The following is a 20,333-nucleotide window of genomic DNA, read 5'->3' on the forward strand; positions in this document are numbered from 1 at the left end:
CAGCACGCGCCCTGTCGCTTCAGCCGCTGCCGGCAGCACGTGGCTCAGTCATCGCCGAGCACACGCTCGCCCATCAGTTCGCGCTCGCGCTTTTCCAGTTCCTCGGCATAGCGCTTGCGCACGAAGCTTTCCGACAACACGCCCAGCACCTTGCGTTGGGCATCGATCACCGCCAGCTCATCGGCGTGCGTGGCATCGAAGACCTTCATCACCGCCACGATGTCGGTGTCTGCCAGCAATGCCGCGTCGCGGTGGCTGGCGTAGTCGCTCACCGGTGCATCGGCCTGCACGTTGTCCGCATACAGCACCGCCAGCGGCACCACCCCGGCGTAATGGCCGGCGGCGTCTTCCAGCACCACGCGTTGCGTGGACCCCAACGGAAACCGCCGGCGAAACTCGCTCACCGTGGTGTCGTGCGCGGTGTGGTTGGCGTCCTTGCGCATCATCTTGCCGGCCGACAGGTTGCGCACCCAGCCCACGTCGCGTGCGCTGCGGATGTTTTCGCCACGCAGATGCAGGCGCCAGGTGGAGAACGAATAGCCAAACACCTGGCGCACCACGGTATTGGCCACCAGCACCGCCACCATCACCGCGCTCGCCAGCACAAAGTCGTGCGTGCCTTCCAGGATCAGCATGGCCATCGTCATCGGCGCACCGACAATGGCTGCCGCCAACGCGGCCATGCCCACCAACGAGGCGCTGGTGATGTCCACCGCCGCGGCGCCGACCAGCAGGTTCAGGAACACCGCAAACAGGCTGCCCACCAGCGAGCCCATGAACAGCGAAGCGAAGAACAGGCCGCCACGGAAGCCGAAACCCAGCGAGATGCCCGATGCGATGCATTTGAGCACCAGCACACCGGCCAGTACCTGCAGCGTGCTGCTGCTGGTCAGGTCCAGGTGCAGGGCGCCATGTCCCGATGACAGCACCTGCGGCGAATACATCGCCAGCGGAATCAGCAGCAACCCGCCTACCACCGGGCGGCCCCAGATCGGCAGCGCGATCCGCCCCACGGCGCGTTCGATACCGGCCACCAGCCGCATCACCGCGATGCCGATCAACGCGCAGGTCAGCCCCAGCGCGATGTAGATCGCATAGTCGCGCGGCTGCAATTGATAGGCGACCGCCGCCGGCAACGAATACGGCGCGGCACCGAGCGCGTTGGCCATGAACGCGCCGGCCAAGGCCGCTGCGGCCACCGGCGCAAGCGCCGAGGGCGTGTAGGCGCCGATCACGATCTCGAATGCGTAGAACGCACCGGCCAGCGGTGCCCCGAACGCACCGGCGATCGCACCGGCCGCACCGGCACCGACCAGCGTGCGCATGTCGGCCCGGCGGACCCGCAACACACGGCCCAGCTGCGAACCGGCGCCCGCGCCCATCTGCGTATAGGTTGCCTCCAGCCCCACCGACGCACCAACGCCGTTGGACAGCAGCGTCTGCACCGCAACGATCAGGTTGTCGCGCATCGACATGCGCCCGCCGTGCAGGGCATTGGCTTCCACCGCATCCACCAGCGGCCGCTTGCGCCGCCGCGCCAGCAAGGCCACCAGGCCCACCAGCAGGCCGCCCAATGGCAACACCAGCAACTGGGTGGCGGTGATCGATTCGGCGGTGCTGAGCCGCTCGCCCGGCGCGAGCGCGTACAGCCAGGCCTGCAGCGCATGCGCAATACCGGCCTGCACCACCATCAGTGCCGCCGCGATCAGCCCCACCACGGCTGCCAGCCCGATGAACCACAGATCGTTGGCGCGCAATTGCCGGCGCAACCACTCCAGCGGCCGGCGCCAGGATGCGACTGCCGGATGCACGACATGCGTGGGGTTGTGAGGAAGTGGCTGCATGGAAGACCAGCGCTCCGCCGGATCAGGGTGCCGGCGCGCGGGGAGACGTCAGCGATACGGCCTAGTGTGCAGCAACCTGGCTGACCTGCCGCAGTCTGGCCGCGGCAGGGCACGCAACGAACACGGCGGCGCAGCGGGCGCAGGCCACGCGCCGGGGGACGGCGCACTCACCCCAGCGCACACAGCGGCTTTTCGCCTGGCCGTAATGTGAGTACACGCACACCGGTACGCGTCACCGCCACGGTGTGCTCGAACTGCGCCGACAACGTGCCATCACGCGTACGCACCGGCCAGTGATCCGGCTCGGCGCGGATTGCCGCCCTGCCCTGGTTGAGCATCGGCTCGATGGTGAACACCATGCCTTCCTGCAGCGGCATCCCGGTGCCGGCATGCCCGTAGTGCAGGATCTGCGGCTCCTCATGCATCTGCCGGCCGATGCCATGCCCGCAATATTCCTTCACCACGCCATAGCCCTGCTCGCGCGCATGCCGCGCGATCGCATGACCGATATCGCCCAGCCGCGCGCCCGGACGCACCGCGGCAATCCCCTTCCACATCGCCTGATAGGCAGCCCGCACCAACCGCCGCGCCGGATACGCCACCTCGCCCACCAGGTACGTCGTGCTGGAGTCGGCGATATAGCCGTTCTTTTCCAGCGTGATATCCAGATTGACGATCTGCCCGTTACGCAGCACGTCCGCAGCCGATGGCACGCCGTGGCACACCACATCGTCGATCGAGGCATTGAGCACGAAGGGAAAGTCGTACTGCCCCTTGCTGGCCGGCCGCGCGTCCAGCTCATCGACAATCATCCGCTCGACGAAGTCGTTGAGTTCCAGCGTGCTGCGGCCTGCCAGCGGCAGCCGATCCAGCGCATGGAACACCTGCGCCAGCAACGCCCCGGCGGTGGCCAGCAGCGCAATCTCCGCCGGCTGCTTGATCATGCCCGCGCCGGTTTCAAGGATGGCGGGCGTACGCCCGCCGCCCGCAGCTGCTGCGCCACGATCTGCTGAAACGACAACTCCGGATGCATCTCGCACAGCATGCCGACCTTGATCCAGAACGTGGCCTGCGCATTGATCGACCGGCTGGTCACCGTGCACGCGCGACGTAGCTGATCGTGCAGTTCGTCATCGATATTGACGATGCCCATGCAAGCTCCGATGTCAGGAATATACGAATCGTATATGAAACGTATATCCGCGCACAAACGCCGGTACAGGCCCTCGGCCGCGCTCGGGGTATGCCAAGCGAACGCAGCCGGGAAGGAAACCGGGAACGGCGCGCTAGTGGCCGGCAACCGGCGAGCGTGCGCCCGCGGCAAACCCATGGCGTCTGGCACGCCATGCAATCAACCATCCGATGGCCAGCAGCAAGGCCATGGCAACCGGGAAGGTCTGCGCGCCCCAGTGGTCCAGCAGCACGCCGCCCACCACGCCACCGCCGGCGATGACGCTGTTCCACGCCACCACATTGAGCGATAGCGCCACATCGGCGCCTTCGCCTGCGCTGTCGGCAAGTGCCGTCTGCAGCAGGGTCGCCGCGCCGCCGAAGGTCAGCCCCCATATCGCCACACATACGTAGACCACAGGCTGCACGTCCTGCAGGAATGCCAGCACCACCGAGATCGCGAGGAACGTTGCCAACGACACCAACACCGTGCCACGCAGGTGCTGCTCCACCAGCCTTGCCGCCACGCCGATGCCAGCCAGTGCCGCAACGCCGAAGATCAGCAGCAACACGTCCACGCGATGTCCCAGCCCGGCGTGTGCGGCGAACGGCGCCACATAGGTGTACAGGATGTTGTGGGCCAGCATCCACGCCATCACCGTGGCGAGCACGGGACGCACGCCCGGCGTGCCAAGCACCTTGCGCAGCGGCACCCGCTGCGCTGCCGACTGGCCCGGGTAGTCGGGCACCTTCAGCAGCACCCACACGATCAGGATCAGCGTCAATCCGGACATCGCCGCAAACGCACTCCGCCAGCCCAGCAGGCCTCCCATCCAGGTGCCCAGCGGCACGCCGAGGGACAGCGCAACCGGCGTCCCCACCATCGCAATCGCCATGGCCCTGCCCTGCTGGTCCGGCTGCACCATGCGCCGCGCATAACCGGCAAGCAGGCTCCACGCCAGGCCTGCCGCTGCGCCGGCAAGGAAGCGCGCCGCCAGGGTCAGGCTGTAGTTGCTCGACAGTGCGGTGACCGAGTTGAACAACAGGAAGCCGACGATGGTGAGCAGCAGCACGTTACGCCGCCGCCACTGCTGGGTCGCAATGGTCAGCGGGATGGCGGCCATCACCGAACCCAGCGCGTACGCGGTCACCGTCTGCCCGGCCAGTGCCGGGCTGATGCCAAGGCCAGCGGACAGTTGCGGCAACAGCCCTGCCGGCAGGGTTTCGGTCACGATGCAGATGAAACCGGTCATGGCCAGTGCCAACAGGGCGGCGATTGGTAATGGCGGCGGGATCGCACCGGCGGTGGATGCAGTTGGAGAGGTCACACGCTGTCCTTCGTTGGGGAGGAAGATTTCTGCACGGCTCGCTATATCTATATTGATCGATACACATCTACACCAAAAAAAACAGGCCGTCGTCGTGAGACCTGCCGGCCGGGAACACCACGCCATGATCTGTATCGTTCGATATATATATCCGCGCGGCGACCGCGTTGTCAACGACATCTGTATCGACTAGTCTTGATGTAGAGATCGGAGGGTGCCATGGCGCAAATGGGAAGGCCGCGCAGCTTTGACCGCGACGCCGCGGTCGAGCAGGCGCTTCACCTGTTCTGGGAACAGGGCTACGAATCCACCTCGCTGAGCCAGCTCAAGGCCGCGATTGGCGGAGGCATCACCGCGCCCAGCTTCTATGCCGCATTCGGCTCGAAGGAAGCGCTCTTCAGGGAATGCATGGACCGCTACCTGGCGACCTACGCAAAGGTGGCCCAATGCTTGTGGGACACCACGCTCGGCCCGAAACAGGCGGTGGAACTCGCGCTGCGCCGCTCGGCCAAGATGCAGTGCGAGCGCGGCCACCCGAAAGGCTGCATGGTCACGCTGGGAGTGATGAGCGCGCCGTCGCCGGAGTTCTCGGCACTGTGCACACCGCTGACGCGCTCGCGCGCCCGCACCCGCGCCGGCATCCGCGCCTGCGTGGACCGCGCCATCGCCAGCGGAGACCTCGGGCCGGCCGCCGACGCTGCCGCACTGACCTGCGTGTTCGACAGCTTCCTGCTCGGGCTCTCCACACTCGCCCGGGATGGCATGAGCTTCAAGGCGATGGATGCGGCCATCACCCAGCTCATGGGGTTCTGGGACGCGCAGGCCGGCTAAGACGGCAGCGCGCATTGCGCTGAATTTCTCAGTCGAAGGTGCCGATCGCAGCAAGCCGCACCAACTCGTCCACCACGTAGCGCACCTTCGGGCGCAAGTGCCGCGTGCGCGGCCAGAGCGCGTAGATTTCGATGCAATAGCCCGTGCACTCTTCCAGGACGAGCCGCAAGCTGCCCGACTGGATGTGCGGGCGCACCAGCGAGATCGGCATCTGGCAGATGCCCAGACCTCCGATCGCAGCGTCGATGACAGCGTCCCCGTCATTCAACTGGTGCGTTCCTTCAGGCACGAAATCGCGGTCGGCCACCTTGCCGCCAAACCGCCAGCCGACAGGCTGGCCATTGCGGAAGCCCACGACGCTGCGATGCGCCTGCAGGTCCTTGATCGTGCGAGGAGTGCCGTGCGCGGCGAGATACGCGGGTGATGCGCATAACACCAGGCGCTGGCGTCCCAGCTTGCGTGCCACCAGGCCACCCGAACTTTCGAGTCCGCCAAACCGGATCGTCAGGTCGATGCCTTCCTGGGCCGGGTCGATCAGATGGTCGTTGAAGGAGAGCGTGTAGTGGAGGTCGGGATGCGCTGCGCCGATGCGGAGCAGGATCGGCAACATGACGTGGCGGCCGAAAGACGAGGGCATGTCCACCCGCAGCCGGCCGGTGGGCAATGACGACTGTGAGGCCAGGCCGGCTTCTGCACTGGCGATCTCTTCCAACGCAGCAGCGCATGCGGCGAAATAGGATTCGCCGTCGGCGGTGAGCGCGATGCGGCGCGTGGTGCGATGGAACAGGCGCACGCGCAGCCGCGCCTCCAGGCGGGCGATCGCCTTGCCCACCGCCGAGCGCGAGATCCCCAGCGACGCGGCCGCCTCGGTGAACGTGCTGGAACGGGCCGCGGTGACGAAGGTGACCAGCCCATTGAGTGTCTCGACAGGAATCATCCGACCTCCGTTGGAGAATTGTTGTCCCCAATGGCGGGACTCCTGGCACCTTTATGTGCATCGAAGTCAACCTTACCTTCTTTAGCCCTCCCCACCAAATACCCTCCCCCCATGACATCAACGATTTTCCAACCCTTCGATCTCGGCGACACCCGGCTGAGCAACCGCATCGTGATGGCACCGATGACCCGCGCCCGTAATCCGGAGTACGTTGCGAACGCATTGACGGCCACGTATTACGGCCAACGCGCGAGCGCAGGCCTGATTGTCAGCGAGGGCACGCCTGTCTCGCAGCAAGGCCAGGGCTACATCGACGTGCCCGGCATCTGGTCGCAGGAGCAGGTTGCCGGCTGGAAGGTGGTGACCGATGCAGTGCATGCGCGGCAAGGCAAGATCTTCGCCCAGCTGTGGCATGTGGGCCGCATGTCGCATACCTCGCTACAGCCCAATGGCGCCGATCCGGTGAGCGCGAGCACGCGCCCGGTTGCATCCAGCTCCAAGAGCTTTGCATTCATCTACCGCGAGGACGGAACGCGGGGGACGGCTGAGCCCAGCCCGGCGCGTGCGCTCGAGACCGAAGAAGTGCCGGGCATCGTCAGGGATTTCGAACAGGCGGCCCAACGCGCGATCGATGCAGGCTTCGACGGCATCGAGATCCACGCGGCCAACGGCTACCTCTTCGAGCAGTTCCTCAACCCGATCACCAACGACCGTGTCGACGCCTACGGCGGCTCGCTGCAGAACAGGGCGCGTCTCATCCTCGAGACCGTGGATGCGGTGGCAGCGCGCATCGGCTCGGGCAAGGTGGGAATCCGCCTTGCACCGAACAATCGCCAATTCGACATGCCCGCATACGCGGAGAGCGAGGCCAGCTACCTGTACCTGGCCGAAGAACTGGCCAAGCGTGGGCTTGCGTATGTGCATCTGAACGACAACCACGCAAACGGCTCTCCCGACATGAGCGAAACGTTCCTCGCAGCGTTCAAGCGCAGCTACGGCGGCACCGTGATCCTTGCGGGCAAATTGACCCTGGAATGGGCCACTCGGTTGATCGACCAGGGGGTGATCGACCTGGCCGCGTTCGGCCAGCCTTTCATTGCAAACCCGGACCTCGTCGCCCGCCTGCAGACAGGTGTCCCGCTCGCCACTCCGGATCGCGACACCTACTACGGCGGCGGTGCCGAGGGTTACATCGACTATCCGGCCGCAACCTGATCGCAACCTGACAAGACGCATCCACCGCGTCGATGCACCGCCGGCAGCTGCCGCTGCGCCCTGCGAATTCGCCTCCATGGGATATCGCAGCGCAGCGGCATGCTCCTGCGCGGGGCTGCAGCGCGCATGGAGGTGGACGCGAGTGACGCGTCGTCCCTTGCGCTGGCGGCATGCGTGATTGCCGGCGGCGCGCCATCGACCTGCAATAGCGCGCGCACAAACGCTGGGCAACGGGCGCCGAATGCCAGGTGGCGCGTGACACTGGCAACGATGACCACCAAGACCATGCGCTGCCGACGGCAAGACCGCCCAGGCGCAGCTAATTTCGCGGCAATTTCCCGGCCAACCTCAGATCAAACGCCTGCAGACCGCTGAGCCGATTGCAGAGCACCACGCTATCCAGGCGCGTGGCGCCTGCCACCATGGGCGGCGACGAACATTCCGACAGCCGACCGGCAGTAGGACTCGATTTCATGGCTGTCTTCTGCTTTCCGCGCATCGAAGCGCGCGATGATCAGCAGGTCGGCTCCCTTGAAAAGCGCCGCAAACAAGCGCGCGGACCCGAGAGGATCGGGCACGTCCAGCAGTGCCCGCTCATGCAACTGACGTAACAACGCCGCGATTTGGGCAATGACATACGCGGGGCCGCCCTCGTAGTGGAGCCTGCTCAAGGACTTCTGGTTGGTCTTGTCGGCCATGACCATGGCTTCAACGCTGCGGACATCCGGGCTCAACAGGGTGCGAAGCAGCGATGATCCAACGGCCATCAGTTGGTCTTCAGCCGAGCCGTCGACGCTTTCAGAAAACATCTGCGGCGCAAATTGGTGGCACCGGTCTGCGATGGCCGCGCTGAACAACGCCTCCTTGCTCTCGAAGTGCCGGTAGATGCTGAGCTTGGAGATCTTCGCCCGCTGGGCGACCTTGTCCAATGTGGTCGCCTGGAAGCCCAGTTCCACAAAAAGCGCATAGGCAGCGTCGATGATCGTTTGACCAAGCGCCGCATTGGTTGGCCGGCCGCGCCGGCTTTGACTGTTCTGGGCCACTCGAATTTAAGTCCTTGACAGTATCCTAATTCTGTATTTAGGATACTAACCAGTACCAAAAATGGCAACCCGCAGGCGGGCGCGTTTCCAGCTCCAGGCGTTTTGCCAGGCCGGCGGCCTCTTTCATTGACAGCTCGGAACCTATTCCTATGGATGACGTCATCATCATCGGCGGCAGCTTTGCAGGTCTCGCCGCCGCCCTGCAGCTTGGCCGTGCCCGCCGCAAGGTCACTGTCCTGGACACCGGCCGGCCGCGTAACCGCTTTGCCGGACACTCGCACGGCGTGCTCGGCCACGATCACAAGCCACCGCTGGACATCCTGGTCGAGGCCCGGCAGCAACTTGCGCGCTATCCAACGATCAGGCTGATCGATGCGCGGGCCGAGCGGGTGTCAGGCGTTATCGACGATTTCTGCGTGCTCACCGACGATCACGAAAGCCTGAAGGCGCGTCGCCTGATCCTGAGCTATGGCGTTGTCGACCAAATGCCTGCGGTGCCGGGCTATGCCGAAAGCTGGGGGACATCCATCGTGCCCTGCCCTTACTGCGATGGCTTCGAAGTCGCCTCGCAACATTGGGGCCTGGTCTGGTCCGGCCCGCAGTCGATGCACCAGGTCCGGCTGTTCCACGATTGGACTGACAGGCTGACGGTCTTTGCCGATGGCCACACCATCGCACCCGAGCTGCGGGCCGATCTGGCAAGCCGCAACGTGCCTGTGGCCGATGGCCGGATGACCGGGATTGCCCGTCACGGGGACCACGGTGCCACCATCAGCATCGATGACGGCTCCGACGTTGCGGTCGATATCCTGTTTGCGCATCCGCGCACCACGCCATCGGCAAGCCTGCACGAATCGCTGGGCCTGGCCACGGTCAACACGCCAACCGGCATCGCGCTCAAGGTCGACGAGCGCCGCGAAACCAGCATGCCCGGCATCTACGCCGCAGGCGACCTCGCCAATCCCGGAATGGCCTCGGTCACCACCGCATCATGGCAGGGCGCCACGGCGGGTATCGCCGCCCAGCAATCGATGCTGGTTTGAGCGACGCCAGCGAACTTCGAGCATCACGCCACGCAGTGCCGGAGATTCTCGAAATGAGCTCGACCGACGCCCGCGCTTCCCGTTGACACGCGCCGGGGGCCGGAGCGAGGATGCGTGCGTCGCCGCATATTCGGCGACCGGGATTGGCGTCCCGGAACCTGAGGCGCACCAGCGCCCATCGATCGATGCATGGCGCTTTTTTATCGCTCGCATCGTCGCGGGCGCATGCCGGCCAGCTTTATGGCGGGCGGTGCGCGGGGGTCGCAAGGCCCACCGGTCCTCAGGCCGGCACGCCAACCGCGTACCGTCCGTCACCCGGATTGGCGTCGGGGTGACGGATTTCCAAAACCTGAGGAAATCCACATGTCCTACGACACCCAAGAAACACCCGCGTCTGCGGCGCGTCAGATTGCCCAGCATGTCGGCCTGATCGCCAATACCTTCGAATGCAGCCATACCGCGTGGCTGAGCCGGTTGGCACGCCCCGCAAATACAGGCAAGGCCGTCCACGCCCTTACGTTTGCAGACTGCGAAGCAGCGCTCGCTGCAGTCGACGCCTTGCATGCGCAGGTGCGGCGATGAGCACGCGCAAACAGTTCCGCGTCTGCACAGGCGTCACCCTCAGCTTCGAAATGATGCAGGGCTATGTGCTGGCCATGCTGCATGCCCACGCGCAACCCGGTCTGCCGCCGGTCCTGATCGCCTGCGAAGCCACCGGCTTTGATGACGTGTTGCCAGGCGGCGATGCGCAGAGCGTGGTGCTGGGCCGGTTGCATGTCTGCATGCATGAAGACCCGGCAGTTGATGTCCTCACGTGGCTGCGCAGGCAAGCGCACCGCAACGGAGCGGCACGATGAATACCGCGCACGCGATTGCTTATCCAGAAGACGCCGACTCCGCGATCAGCGAAGAAGAACACGACGTTCCCCGATAGTTTCCGAGCCACAAAAAAGGCACTTGGGCGCGCGTCCAAGCGCCTGCTTTCTAGTGGTGGTCCACCAGGATTCGAACCTGGAACCAAAGGATTATGAGGCAGCACAAGTGAGCTTATTTGACAGTCACTTGGCTACGCTAATTTCCGGGCTGTACCTCTTGAGGTTGTTGATGAGGTTGGTTGGCACGTCAATTTTGAGCGTCGAGCTCAATAGCCAAGTTGCAATTAAATCGTGTACCGTTATATGGTGCACCAAATAAATGCAGGACAACTATGGCACGGAAACAGCAGGGCGTAGGTGAGCAGCTCTCGTTCGCGCTCTATGGCGCGGCTGGCCGAGTGACGCGGCTGCATAAGCCCCTATTGGAACCACTGGGCCTGACCTTCCCCCAGTACCTGGTCATCCTGAACCTGCTAGACGGTGCCCCACAGACCGTAGGCGAATTGGGGTCCCGCCTTGGAATGGATCCAGGCACGCTCACCCCGCTGCTGAAGCGCCTGCAGGTCGCTGGCATGGTGACCCGCACACGTGACCTGGACGACGAACGTCGGGTGCTGGTCGACCTTACTGACGCCAGCCGAGCGATAGAACGTGAGATCCGTGCGGTTAACGGCCAGATCAAAGCAGCCTGTCAGTTGACGGAGGCGCAGATCCAGTCGCTGTGCAAAACCCTCGAAGGGCTGGCCCACCCAGCGCCGGAATGATCGGCATCTAAGGATGCCGCCAATGAGGATAAGAAAAACCATATGAAAATAGGAATTCTGGGCGCGGGCAGTATCGGTACGACGCTCGCGCGGAAGCTGGCTGCGGCTGGACACTTCGTGAAAGTTGCCAATTCGCGTGGCCCTGAGACGGTTGATCTGCATGCATTGGCAACTGGAGCGCAGGCAGCCACCGCCGAGGCAGCTGCGAACGGTGTCGAAGTTCTGATCCTGTCGATGCCACACGCCGGCTTTGCCGAGGCGAAACACCTCGTTACACCGCTCCCCGCGCAGACGTCGGTGATCGATACATCGAACTACTTCCCCCAACGGGATCGGGTCAATCCTGCAATTGAGTCTGGCGCCGTCGAGAGCCAGTGGGTCCAGGACTTCTTCGGCCGGCCCATTGTCAAAGCATGGAACGCCGTCGCTGCGGCGCCTTTTGCCGAGTGCGGCCGACCACAGGGACATCCCGGACGCATCGCCATCCCTGTCGCCGCCGACCGTGCCCGTGACCGGCAAGTGGCAATGGCACTGGTAAACGATACCGGCTTCGATGGCTTCGACGCAGGCGTGCTTGAGCACTCCTGGCGACAGCAGCCCGGCTCGCCAGCGTATTGCACCCATCTCACCTACCCAGAAATCGGTGCTGCACTCGCTGCGGCCGAGCGCGACCGGCTTGCCAAACGTCGCGACTTGTCGGTCGCGATATTTGCAGAGCGGTTCGGTCACGGGGTCAATCCAGACGCCTGCACGATCACCAGGATCAGTCGCGCACTACAGATGTAACGCCAACAAGAGGTTCTATTGCCATGAAGATAGGAATACTTGGAACCGGGTTCATGGGTCGAGTCCTAGCCCGGAAACTCGCCGCAGCGGGGCATGACGTCAAGGTCGCAAACTCCCGCGGCCCTGGCAGCATCGCTGAAGAAATTCTTGAGACGGGCGCACATGCCGCAACAGCAGAAGAGGCGCTCCAGGATGTGGACGTGGTCATCCTGGCCATGCCCCATCCCGGCTTCGAGAAGATCAGGCACTTGGTAGCGGGCCTGCCCGAGCAGACAACGGTCATTGATATTTCCAACTACTTCCCCGGACGGGACCCCGTCAATCCTGAACTTGATGGTGACAAGGCAGAAAGCGAATGGGTACGTGACTACTTCGGCAGGCCCATCGCCAAGGCGTGGAACTCCATTGGAATGCTGTCTTTCGAAATCAACGGGCGCGGCAAGGGTGAGCAGGGGCGCATTGCCCTTCCCGTCTCGGCAGACCGGCCACAGGATCAGGAAATTGCCTTGCGCTTGGTGGAAGACACCGGATTTGATGGCTTCTACGCTGGATGTGTCGCCGATTCTTGGCGCCAGCAACCCGGCTCGCCGGTGTACATCACCGACCTGACTTTCGATGAGATGGGGCCTGCACTAGCGTCTGCAGAGCGGGACCGCCTGCCCAAGCGCCGTGACCTGTCGGCGCAGGTGTTTGCCGAGCGCGTGGGCGAGCGCGCATCCCCCGACGCAGAAACGGTGGTCAAAATCGCGCGTGCACTGTTCATTTGATAATTTGGAGATGCATATGAAGGCGTGGCAGGCCAGCTCCTTCGGAAAACCCAGCGATGTGCTGGAGCTGGTTGACGTTGACATACCCAGCCCTGGGCCCGGAGAGGCCCTGCTCAAGGTACTGGCGACAAACATCGGTCTGCCAGACCGCATGATGCTGGAAGGGCGTTACTTCTTGACTCCGCAGCCACCGGTGACGCCAGGCCAGGAAGTGGTGGGGATCGTGGAGGTAGCCGGGCCTGGATATCCCTTCCCCGTCGGCACGCGTGTGATCGGCGGCGCCAATTTCATGAATGGTTCGGGCGGATTGGCCGAGCACTGCATCTCGCCGAGTGATGGAGCGGTACCTGCAGCCGATGACATGCCGGACGAGCAGGCCGCGGCGTTTCTCGGCACGTTTCACGTAGCCTATGTAGGACTAGTCAATCGCGCTCGCGCGGGCGTCGGCGAGACTCTGTTGGTGCTGGGCGGAAGTGGTGGCACAGGTTCGACAGCAATCCAGCTTGGCAAAGCGCTGGGCCTCAGGGTGATTGCGACCGTCAGAAGCGCTGATAAAGCCGCATTCTGCACCCGACAAGGAGCTGACCACGTGATCGTGACCGGTACGGAGTCACTGAGCGAACAAGTACGCAAGATCACCAACGGCAAAGGCGCCGACATCGTGTACGACACGGTTGGCAATCCACTGGCGGAACCGGCGCTCGAGGCAATAGCCATCGGTGGGCGATACGTCCTGGTTGGTTTTGCAGGCGGGGCAGATTTCCCGAGGATCGAGCCGCTCAAGATCCTAACGCTAGGCATCTCCGTCACCGGTGCACTGCACAGCGTGCGTACCCCCGAAGAACAAGAAGATGCCGTCACTGTCCTCGGTAAGTTCTTCTCGGAGGGAAAAATCTCGATGCCCATCGACCAAGTCGTGGCCTTCGCTGATGTGCCTCAGGCCCTGGAGCACCTCGGGGGTGGGGTGAGTGGCAAGCTGATCGCACGAGTCGGCGTGAACTGACTCCGACACAGCACGCTGAGGGGGGAGTAACGGGAGCGGCCCGCCCCCGCCCGACATTGACGACGCTGAAGTGGCGCACAGTGAAAAGCTATCCAATCTGCGAAGCGTCAGTGTGTACCCGCAGGGCTTACCGCATCAGCCGTAACAACAACTCCCGGCATGGCGCCGAACAGCTCCTGCAGCCCATTGCCCGACCGTTATCGCGCAGGTGGGCGGCTGGAAGTAGCCGTGGTTGGCATCGCCCTGCCCGCCAAATGGCACATTTTCTGAAGTCAAGTAAATCAGTCAACCACCCAGGCACAACCCTCTCTTCTATAGCCGATTATGTAGTTTATAAAAGATATTGAAATTGATTCCAGATACCGCTGCCTGAAGCTCCAGTCAGCGGCTATGACGGTGGTTCACGCCGATGTAGGAGCTAAGGTTTCCCTTTACGCAAGCAAACTGCCACCGTTGACTGAAATGGTTTGCCCAGTGATCCATCCGGCACGCGGCGAGAGCAGCCATTCGACACACGCGGTGATGTCATCGGGCTTGCCGACACGGCCCACCAATGTCTGCTTCGCTATCCCTTCCACCATTTTGGCGCTGTCGCCAAAGCCGCCAGCTTCGAAGAACTCGGTATCACCGACAAAGCCTGGAGCGATAGCATTGGCCGTGATGCGTTGCTTGCCCACACGCCGTGCAAGGTCGCGGGTGTAGCCGTGCAGCGCAGCCTTAGCGGTTGCATAAGGTCCGCCCTGCCCGTCCAGGCCCGCCATTGAGCCGATGAGAACGATGCGGCCATCCGCTTCCATCCGTGGAAGCACCGCCTCGATCAGCAGCACGGCACTGAACAGGTTTTTACCTAAGGCATCGGACCACGCCCCTTCGATGGCCCCGACCGAACCGCCTGGCTGCTTGAATTCTCCCTGACCGCCTGCCGTAGCGACGATCGCATGCAATGCCTGATCGCCAATCGTTTCAACCACTGATTCGACATCGCTGACGACCGACAAGTCGCCAGTTGCGATCGACACCAATGCGGGATCTGCACTGAGCGAGGCAGTCTCCCTCAGGGAATGCTCACGTCTCCCAATCGCCAGGACGGGCCGGCCAGCTGCGACCAGCGACAGCGTGATGTCTCGGCCCATGCCACTTCCGGCTCCGGTAACTATCGTGAGGGCCACAGTGTTTTCCTTTTTGCGTTGAGGGGAGACTTTCGGTCATTCGCATCACGGCAGGGGAGCCCTGACCGCAATCTAATGGTGGGCTTGCAATCGTAGGGGCGCATTTGTTCGGATTCTGTCAGTCGAGGGTCGAGAGCCGAGGTCGGTCACCGCCGTCCGCCAGCGCATCCTGCCGCAGGTGTTCATCCCGACCGCGACGATCTTGATCGCCCTGCTTGCACTAGCTGCCTTTGCGCCAGCAGTCGCTACCCGCTGGTTCACTGCGGCCAAGACCTGGGCCGCCAACGATGCCGGCTGGTTCACCATCCTGGCTGTCGTCGGATTCCTGGTATTTGTGATCGGGGTTGCGGTGAGCGGTTATGGCCGCATCAAGCTGGGGCCGGACCACCGTCCACCGGATTGCAACTATGGCTTTTGGTTTGCAATGCTGTTCGCTGCAGGCATGGGCATCGGGCTGATGTTCTTCGGCGTCGCCGAATCCATCACGCATTACGCACTCCGCCGGTCGGCGTGCCGGAATCGGCGGCGGCGGCGCGCCAGGCGATGCGCATCACTTTCTTCCAGTGGGGCATCCATGCCTGGGCGATCCATGCTGTCGTCGCACTTTCCCTGGCCTACTTCGCGTATCGGCACAACCTGCCGCTGCGCGTGCGATCTGCGCTCTACCCGCTGATTGGAGATCGCATCCACGGCCCGCTCGGACACGCAGTGGATACGTCCGCCGCGCTAGGGACCATCTTCGGCCTGGCCACCTCGCTCGGCCTGGGGGTCATGCAGATCAACGCCGGCCTGAACTATCTTTTCGGCCTGGAGGTCAGCACGCGCTCCGCGCGCGCCGGCATCAATGACATGGCTGGGTATTCGCCGATGGTCACAATGCGTGGCTTGCCGGCATACCGATAGCGGTAGCGCCAAGCCTCCGAGGCCGTGGGACGAACCTCTATGCAGAGGCCGTTCGAGTCCGCCACCCGAAAGGCGGCCACTTTAGGTTTGAGCGCGCGAAGCTTGGCATCCGTGAGCAGGGGAGTCAGATATTTGTGAGTCGGAGTAACCGGTTGCCGCTCCACGACTCACAGCCCGACTCACTATGTCGCCGGATGCAACTGGATACCACTGGACGTCAAAAGACCCAAAACAGCTATTTTCGAGTAGTTTCCCGCGAGCTTTGGACTAACTCGGACGTCACTGGACTGCTTTTTGGTGGGCCCACCAGGATTCGAACCTGGAACCAAAGGATTATGAGTCCTCTGCTCTAACCGTTGAGCTATAGGCCCGGCAGGGTGGGTGGCGAGATGCGGAGCATGTCGGACCGTCCAGCTGAGGCGAAAGTTTACCTGTCCGCGCGCGTCGCTGTCTGCTGACATCCGGCGTCGATGAGGGACAAGCGCCTGCACGCACCTGCGCTTGCCCGCACAAAAAAGCCCGGCGCAAGCCGGGCTCTTGAATCTGGACGCGGTCAGTGGGCGTTGCCCACCATTGGCAGTGCAAGATCCGGTAGCTACTGGCACCCAGCAATCAGCACCTCAGCACTCCCGAATCCCCACTCCCCAATCTCAGCCTCTAAGCCACCTCAAGCTGCGCATCGACCAACTGCCGGCCCGCGCGGAATCCCTGCGCGATGGCTTCCTGGTAGGTCTCCCAGCCCGCTTCCCGGCCACTGATGCGTGGCTGGCGTTTGCCGCCCAATGCATACACGTCGACCCACAGCGTCCACCTGGCGCCAGGGGACGCCTGCTCGGCGCGTACGCGAATCTCGTGCTCGCGGTATGTGGTGGTTTCAAACCGGCTTTGCCTGCTCATACGACGGCCTCGTTCCATTCGTCCATCAACTTAGAAGCCACGGCTAGAACGTCACGTGAGCCTGGAACAAACATCGGCTTCATGTTGCGCCGCTGTCTGGCTTCGTCGCCGAGGCGTGAACGTCAGCTGCGCCATCCCCGACGCATCTTGGTTCGGCAAACGTCCACCCAACAAGCATAGCCTGCGGCAGGCCCTACAACGCAACAGCCCCGCAAGTGCGGGGCTGTTGTGTGATCACTGCACCGGTACGACGACCGGATCAGTCGATGTCCAGGAACGAGCGCAGCTGCTCCGAACGGCTCGGGTGACGCAGCTTGCGCAACGCCTTGGCCTCTATCTGACGAATCCGCTCGCGGGTGACGTCGAACTGCTTGCCGACTTCTTCCAGCGTGTGATCGGTATTCATGTCGATACCGAAGCGCATCCGCAGCACCTTGGCCTCGCGCGGGGTCAGCCCGGCCAGCACGTCACGCACCGTTTCGGAGAGATTGATGTTGGTGGTGTTGTCGATCGGGGACTCCACGTTGGTGTCCTCGATGAAGTCGCCCAGATGCGAATCCTCGTCGTCGCCGATCGGGGTTTCCATCGAGATCGGCTCCTTGGCGATCTTCATCACCTTGCGGATCTTGTCCTCGGGCATGTCCATTTCCTTGGCCAGCTCCTCCGGCGTAGCCTCGCGGCCGAACTGCTGGAGCATCTGGCGGGAAATGCGGTTCAACTTGTTGATCGTTTCGATCATGTGCACCGGAATACGGATGGTGCGCGCCTGGTCTGCGATCGAACGGGTGATGGCCTGGCGGATCCACCAGGTTGCATAGGTCGAGAACTTGTAACCACGACGGTATTCGAACTTGTCCACGGCCTTCATCAGGCCGATGTTGCCTTCCTGGATCAGGTCCAGGAACTGCAGGCCGCGGTTGGTGTACTTCTTGGCGATGGAGATCACCAGGCGCAGGTTGGCCTCGACCATTTCCTTCTTGGCCTTGCGTGCCTTGGCTTCGCCGTAGGCCATCGCACGGCTGATTTCTTTGATCTCGGCCAGGGTCAGGTAGTTGGCCTTCTCCATCTCGATCGAGCCCTGCTGCTCGGAGACGATCTGGTCCTTGACGTCGCGCAGCGCCGACGACCACTTCTGCTTGCGCTTGAGTGCGTCTTCCACCCATTCCAGGTTGGTCTGGTTGCCTTCCCAGGAACGGATGAAGTCCTTGCGCGGCATGCGTGCCACGGTGGTGGCCAGGTGCAGCACCTTGCGCTCGTGATCCTTGATGCCGTTGACCACGCCACGCAGCTGGGTGACCAGCGCGTCGGTCAGCGGCAGCGGCAGCTTGAGCGTGGTGAAGATGGCGGCCATGTCTTCGCGCGCCTTGACCACCAGCTTGTGCTCGGCGCCGTTCTTGGCATAGATCTTCTTGAACTTGGCGTATTCGTTGGCCAGGTTCTCCATGCGCGTGGCGACTTCGACCGGGTCCGGACCGGTCGGGCCGGCCTCTTCTTCGGCCGCGTCGTCATCGCCGTCTTCGTCGTCGTCTTCATCGACGGCGTCTTCGTCCACGGCGACCGGGCCGGCGGCGGCCAGTGCAGCGGCGGCGGCATCGGCTTCTTCGATCAGGTCGTTGAAGCCGACCACGATCTCGGCCAGACGCTTCTTGCCTTCCTTGTGCGCTTCGTAATCGGCCAGCAGCATTTCGGTCGACAGCGGGAACACGCCCAGTGCTGCCTGGACCTGGCTCAGGCCTTCTTCGATACGCTTGGCGATGGCGATTTCGCCTTCGCGGGTCAGCAGCTCGACGGTACCCATTTCGCGCATGTACATGCGCACCGGGTCGGTGGTGCGGCCACCTTCGGTGTCGAGCGCGGTCAGCGCGGCGGCGGCTTCTTCGGCGGCGGTGTCGTCAACCTCGCGGTTGCCTGTGTTGCCATCGTTGAGCAGCAGGGTTTCGGCATCGGGTGCAACTTCATGGACATCGATGCCCATGCCGTTGATCATGCTGATGATGTCTTCGATCTGCTCCGGGTCGACCAGGTCGTCGGGCAGATGGTCATTGACTTCGGCGTAGGTCAGATAGCCCTGTTCCAGGCCCTTGCTGATCAGTAGCTTGATGTCGGATTGCTGGGCAGGACGTTCGTTGGCCATGAGTGCTCGCGCCACCGGCTTTGAGATTGGAAAGAGAACCTAGCATTATACCAGCGTGAAGCCCGGTCTGCCGGATTCAAGACGGGACCGCTGGTGGACGTGTTGTATCTAGGGTCTGAGAAGGAAGGTCACCGGGCCGTCGTTGACCAGGTCGACAACCATATGGGCCCCGAAGCGCCCGGTTTCCACCCCGCCGCGATGTTTTTCGCGGCAGATCGCCACCAATTGATTGAACGCGCGTTCAGCCTCCTGTGGCGGCGCGGCCGTGCTGAAGCCCGGCCGGTTGCCGGAGCTGGTATCCGCAGCCAGGGTGAACTGGCTGACCAGCAGCAGGCCGCCGCCGGTGTCGGTGAGTGAGCGGTTCATCTTGCCGGCGTCGTCGCCAAATACCCGGTAGCCGAGCAGGCGCTCGGCCAGGCGCCGGATCTGCGCGTCGCTGTCGCCGGGCTCCACGCCGACCAGGGCCAGCAGGCCGGGGCCGATCTGCCCGACGCTCTGGCCGTCGACGGTGACCGAGGCCCGGGTAACGCGTTGGATCAAGGCAAGCATGGGCATCCCGGGCAGCAAACTGTGCCGCGCAGCATGCCCAGCGCTGCCCGCCGTGTCACCTGCGGGTCTTCACCGGCCGCGCTGTTTAGAATTGCGCGGATGACACCTGATCTTCGCGCTCGCCTGCTGTATGCCACCGCCGCCACCGTGGGCCGCCTGCCCTGGCCGCTGCTCAAACGCGTGGCCGATACGCTGGCCTGGAGCTGGCGCAAGCTCAATGCACGCGAGGCGCGCGTGGCATGGCGCAACCTGGAGCTGGCGTACCCGGAGTTGAGCGCGGCACAGCGCGCGCAGCTGCATGCACAGGTCCTGCAATCGACCGCACGCCAGACCCTGGAAGTGCTGCGCACCTGGACCCGCCCGCCGGCAGACAACCTGGCGCGCCTGCAGCGCAATGGCCAGGAGCTCTACGACGCGGCCCTGGCATCCGGCCGCGGGGTGATCGTGGCCGCGCCGCACTTCGGCAACTGGGAGCTACTCAACCAGTGGCTGTCCGAACGCGGGCCGATCGCGATTGTCTACCGGCCGCCGGAGTCCGAGGCGGTGGACGGCTTCCTACAGCTTGCACGCGGCGGCGACAACGTGCGCCAGGTGCGCGCCGAAGGCCCGGCCGTGCGGCAGTTGTTCAAGGTGCTCAAGGACGGCGGCGCGGTCGGCATCCTGCCCGACCAGCAGCCGAAGATGGGCGATGGTGTGTTTGCGCCGTTCTTCGGCATGCAGGCGCTGACCATGACCCTGGTCAACCGGTTGGCCGAACGCACCGGCGCCACGGTGCTGTACGGCTGGTGCGAGCGCGCCGGCGACGACCTGCAGTTTGCACTGCATGTGCAGCCGGCCGACCCGGCCGTGGCCGACCCGGACCCGGTGCGCGCCGCCAGCGCGCTCAATGCCGGCATCGAACAGATCGCCCGGCGCGACCCGGCGCAATATCAATGGACCTACAAGCGCTACACGCTGCGCCCGCCGGGCAGTGGCGAAGCCAATCCCTACGCGACCGAGCGGCATCCGCACTAGGTCACCGATCGCCAGCGGCCACTCGCCTTGAGACGGGCGCCGGTGCTGCCTGCACACCAGT

Annotated in this window: 19 protein-coding genes, 1 tRNA gene and 3 pseudogenes; 11 read left to right on the forward strand and 12 right to left on the reverse strand. The window is 63.7% G+C overall.

From position 1 onward, the window contains the following. Window positions 1-44: 44 nt before the first annotated feature. The 4 genes from EO174_RS17760 to EO174_RS17775 form a co-directional block, all read right to left on the reverse strand. Complete coding sequence (locus tag EO174_RS17760) at window positions 45-1,844, reverse strand: chloride channel protein (protein WP_126946329.1); 1,800 nt, start codon at window positions 1,842-1,844, stop codon at window positions 45-47. A 167-nt stretch (window positions 1,845-2,011) separates the two neighbouring features. Further along, window positions 2,012-2,788: a type I methionyl aminopeptidase gene (gene map / locus EO174_RS17765; protein ID WP_126946332.1), complete on the reverse strand. Its 777-nt coding sequence runs from the start codon at window positions 2,786-2,788 to the stop codon at window positions 2,012-2,014. Further along, window positions 2,785-2,997, reverse strand: a complete 213-nt coding sequence (locus tag EO174_RS17770; RefSeq protein WP_104583161.1) for a ParD-like family protein — start codon at window positions 2,995-2,997, stop codon at window positions 2,785-2,787. The genes map and EO174_RS17770 overlap by 4 nt, the downstream gene beginning before the upstream one ends. A 133-nt stretch (window positions 2,998-3,130) precedes the next feature. After that, the gene (locus EO174_RS17775) at window positions 3,131-4,342 is read right to left on the reverse strand and encodes an MFS transporter (RefSeq protein WP_305847243.1); all 1,212 of its coding nucleotides are present in this window, start codon (window positions 4,340-4,342) and stop codon (window positions 3,131-3,133) included. Between the two features lie 219 nt (window positions 4,343-4,561). Here EO174_RS17775 and EO174_RS17780 point away from each other — a divergent pair, with 219 nt between their 5' ends. After that, a complete protein-coding gene (locus EO174_RS17780) occupies window positions 4,562-5,173 on the forward strand; it encodes a TetR/AcrR family transcriptional regulator (RefSeq protein WP_126946334.1) in 612 nt (203 codons plus the stop codon). A 28-nt stretch (window positions 5,174-5,201) separates the two neighbouring features. Here EO174_RS17780 and EO174_RS17785 read toward each other — a convergent pair whose 3' ends face one another. Then, complete coding sequence (locus tag EO174_RS17785) at window positions 5,202-6,110, reverse strand: LysR family transcriptional regulator (RefSeq protein WP_104583159.1); 909 nt, start codon at window positions 6,108-6,110, stop codon at window positions 5,202-5,204. Between the two features lie 111 nt (window positions 6,111-6,221). Here EO174_RS17785 and EO174_RS17790 point away from each other — a divergent pair, with 111 nt between their 5' ends. After that, the gene (locus tag EO174_RS17790) at window positions 6,222-7,325 is read left to right on the forward strand and encodes an alkene reductase (protein WP_126946523.1); all 1,104 of its coding nucleotides are present in this window, start codon (window positions 6,222-6,224) and stop codon (window positions 7,323-7,325) included. Window positions 7,326-7,720: 395 nt separating this feature from the next. Here EO174_RS17790 and EO174_RS17795 read toward each other — a convergent pair whose 3' ends face one another. Next, window positions 7,721-8,368 carry a TetR/AcrR family transcriptional regulator gene (locus EO174_RS17795; protein WP_115677817.1) on the reverse strand — a complete coding sequence of 216 codons (648 nt, stop codon included), beginning with the start codon at window positions 8,366-8,368 and terminating at the stop codon, window positions 7,721-7,723. Window positions 8,369-8,517: 149 nt separating this feature from the next. Here EO174_RS17795 and EO174_RS17800 point away from each other — a divergent pair, with 149 nt between their 5' ends. The 7 genes and pseudogenes from EO174_RS17800 (at window position 8,518) to EO174_RS17830 (ending at window position 13,606) form a co-directional block, all read left to right on the forward strand. Continuing rightward, complete coding sequence (locus EO174_RS17800) at window positions 8,518-9,411, forward strand: NAD(P)/FAD-dependent oxidoreductase (RefSeq protein ID WP_126946337.1); 894 nt, start codon at window positions 8,518-8,520, stop codon at window positions 9,409-9,411. A 363-nt stretch (window positions 9,412-9,774) separates the two neighbouring features. After that, a complete protein-coding gene (locus EO174_RS17805; RefSeq protein ID WP_104650197.1) occupies window positions 9,775-9,993 on the forward strand; it encodes a hypothetical protein in 219 nt (72 codons plus the stop codon). Further along, window positions 9,990-10,268, forward strand: coding sequence for a hypothetical protein (locus EO174_RS17810; RefSeq protein WP_164740253.1), 279 nt, complete (start codon window positions 9,990-9,992; stop codon window positions 10,266-10,268). The genes EO174_RS17805 and EO174_RS17810 overlap by 4 nt, the downstream gene beginning before the upstream one ends. A 350-nt stretch (window positions 10,269-10,618) precedes the next feature. Continuing rightward, on the forward strand, window positions 10,619-11,050 hold the full coding sequence (locus EO174_RS17815) for a MarR family transcriptional regulator (RefSeq protein ID WP_119128236.1): 432 nt from the start codon (window positions 10,619-10,621) through the stop codon (window positions 11,048-11,050). Window positions 11,051-11,086: 36 nt separating this feature from the next. After that, a pseudogene (locus EO174_RS17820) lies at window positions 11,087-11,836 on the forward strand (NAD(P)-binding domain-containing protein); the annotation flags it as partial. Continuing rightward, a complete protein-coding gene (locus EO174_RS17825) occupies window positions 11,797-12,603 on the forward strand; it encodes an NAD(P)-binding domain-containing protein (RefSeq protein ID WP_241240042.1) in 807 nt (268 codons plus the stop codon). The pseudogene EO174_RS17820 and the gene EO174_RS17825, both read left to right, overlap by 40 nt. A gap of 16 nt (window positions 12,604-12,619) precedes the next feature. Continuing rightward, on the forward strand, window positions 12,620-13,606 hold the full coding sequence (locus EO174_RS17830; protein ID WP_126946346.1) for an NADPH:quinone oxidoreductase family protein: 987 nt from the start codon (window positions 12,620-12,622) through the stop codon (window positions 13,604-13,606). Between the two features lie 431 nt (window positions 13,607-14,037). Here EO174_RS17830 and EO174_RS17835 read toward each other — a convergent pair whose 3' ends face one another. Next, window positions 14,038-14,775, reverse strand: coding sequence for an SDR family oxidoreductase (locus tag EO174_RS17835; protein ID WP_256359911.1), 738 nt, complete (start codon window positions 14,773-14,775; stop codon window positions 14,038-14,040). A gap of 178 nt (window positions 14,776-14,953) precedes the next feature. On the opposite strand from EO174_RS17835, the pseudogene EO174_RS17840 reads away from it, so the two are divergent. Beyond that, window positions 14,954-15,678, forward strand: a pseudogene (locus tag EO174_RS17840) (BCCT family transporter). Here EO174_RS17840 and EO174_RS23425 read toward each other — a convergent pair. The 5 genes and pseudogenes from EO174_RS23425 to dtd all read right to left on the reverse strand — a co-directional run bounded on the left by EO174_RS23425 (window position 15,570) and on the right by dtd (window position 19,258). Continuing rightward, on the reverse strand, window positions 15,570-15,842 hold the full coding sequence (locus tag EO174_RS23425) for an Arm DNA-binding domain-containing protein (RefSeq protein ID WP_343132549.1): 273 nt from the start codon (window positions 15,840-15,842) through the stop codon (window positions 15,570-15,572). The pseudogene EO174_RS17840 and the gene EO174_RS23425 sit on opposite strands and share 109 nt — an antisense overlap. Before the next feature lie 131 nt (window positions 15,843-15,973). Then, window positions 15,974-16,049: transfer RNA gene (locus EO174_RS17850), tRNA-Ile, on the reverse strand. Window positions 16,050-16,335: 286 nt separating this feature from the next. Continuing rightward, window positions 16,336-16,649 (reverse strand): annotated as a pseudogene (locus tag EO174_RS17855) (hypothetical protein). Window positions 16,650-16,834: 185 nt separating this feature from the next. Beyond that, window positions 16,835-18,709, reverse strand: coding sequence for an RNA polymerase sigma factor RpoD (rpoD, locus tag EO174_RS17860; RefSeq protein WP_039564462.1), 1,875 nt, complete (start codon window positions 18,707-18,709; stop codon window positions 16,835-16,837). Between the two features lie 108 nt (window positions 18,710-18,817). Further along, entirely contained in the window at window positions 18,818-19,258 is a 441-nt protein-coding gene (gene dtd / locus EO174_RS17865; protein WP_047694681.1) for a D-aminoacyl-tRNA deacylase, read from the reverse strand. A 99-nt stretch (window positions 19,259-19,357) separates the two neighbouring features. Here dtd and EO174_RS17870 point away from each other — a divergent pair, with 99 nt between their 5' ends. Next, a complete protein-coding gene (locus EO174_RS17870; RefSeq protein WP_126946371.1) occupies window positions 19,358-20,272 on the forward strand; it encodes a lauroyl acyltransferase in 915 nt (304 codons plus the stop codon). Window positions 20,273-20,333: the final 61 nt, after the last annotated feature.

Source organism: Xanthomonas sp. BRIP62418 (genome assembly GCF_003993495.1).
Lineage (GTDB): Bacteria > Pseudomonadota > Gammaproteobacteria > Xanthomonadales > Xanthomonadaceae > Xanthomonas > Xanthomonas euroxanthea.

Coding starts and splice junctions, on each gene's coding strand:
- EO174_RS17870 (WP_126946371.1), top strand. CDS start 19,358: ATGACACCTGATCTTCGCGCTCGCCTGCTGTATGCCACCGCCGCCACC.
- dtd (WP_047694681.1), bottom strand. CDS start 19,258: ATGCTTGCCTTGATCCAACGCGTTACCCGGGCCTCGGTCACCGTCGAC.
- EO174_RS17760 (WP_126946329.1), bottom strand. CDS start 1,844: ATGCAGCCACTTCCTCACAACCCCACGCATGTCGTGCATCCGGCAGTC.
- EO174_RS17790 (WP_126946523.1), top strand. CDS start 6,222: ATGACATCAACGATTTTCCAACCCTTCGATCTCGGCGACACCCGGCTG.
- EO174_RS17800 (WP_126946337.1), top strand. CDS start 8,518: ATGGATGACGTCATCATCATCGGCGGCAGCTTTGCAGGTCTCGCCGCC.
- EO174_RS17770 (WP_104583161.1), bottom strand. CDS start 2,997: ATGGGCATCGTCAATATCGATGACGAACTGCACGATCAGCTACGTCGC.
- rpoD (WP_039564462.1), bottom strand. CDS start 18,709: ATGGCCAACGAACGTCCTGCCCAGCAATCCGACATCAAGCTACTGATC.
- EO174_RS17805 (WP_104650197.1), top strand. CDS start 9,775: ATGTCCTACGACACCCAAGAAACACCCGCGTCTGCGGCGCGTCAGATT.
- map (WP_126946332.1), bottom strand. CDS start 2,788: ATGATCAAGCAGCCGGCGGAGATTGCGCTGCTGGCCACCGCCGGGGCG.
- EO174_RS17785 (WP_104583159.1), bottom strand. CDS start 6,110: ATGATTCCTGTCGAGACACTCAATGGGCTGGTCACCTTCGTCACCGCG.
- EO174_RS17810 (WP_164740253.1), top strand. CDS start 9,990: ATGAGCACGCGCAAACAGTTCCGCGTCTGCACAGGCGTCACCCTCAGC.
- EO174_RS17780 (WP_126946334.1), top strand. CDS start 4,562: ATGGCGCAAATGGGAAGGCCGCGCAGCTTTGACCGCGACGCCGCGGTC.
- EO174_RS17830 (WP_126946346.1), top strand. CDS start 12,620: ATGAAGGCGTGGCAGGCCAGCTCCTTCGGAAAACCCAGCGATGTGCTG.
- EO174_RS17815 (WP_119128236.1), top strand. CDS start 10,619: ATGGCACGGAAACAGCAGGGCGTAGGTGAGCAGCTCTCGTTCGCGCTC.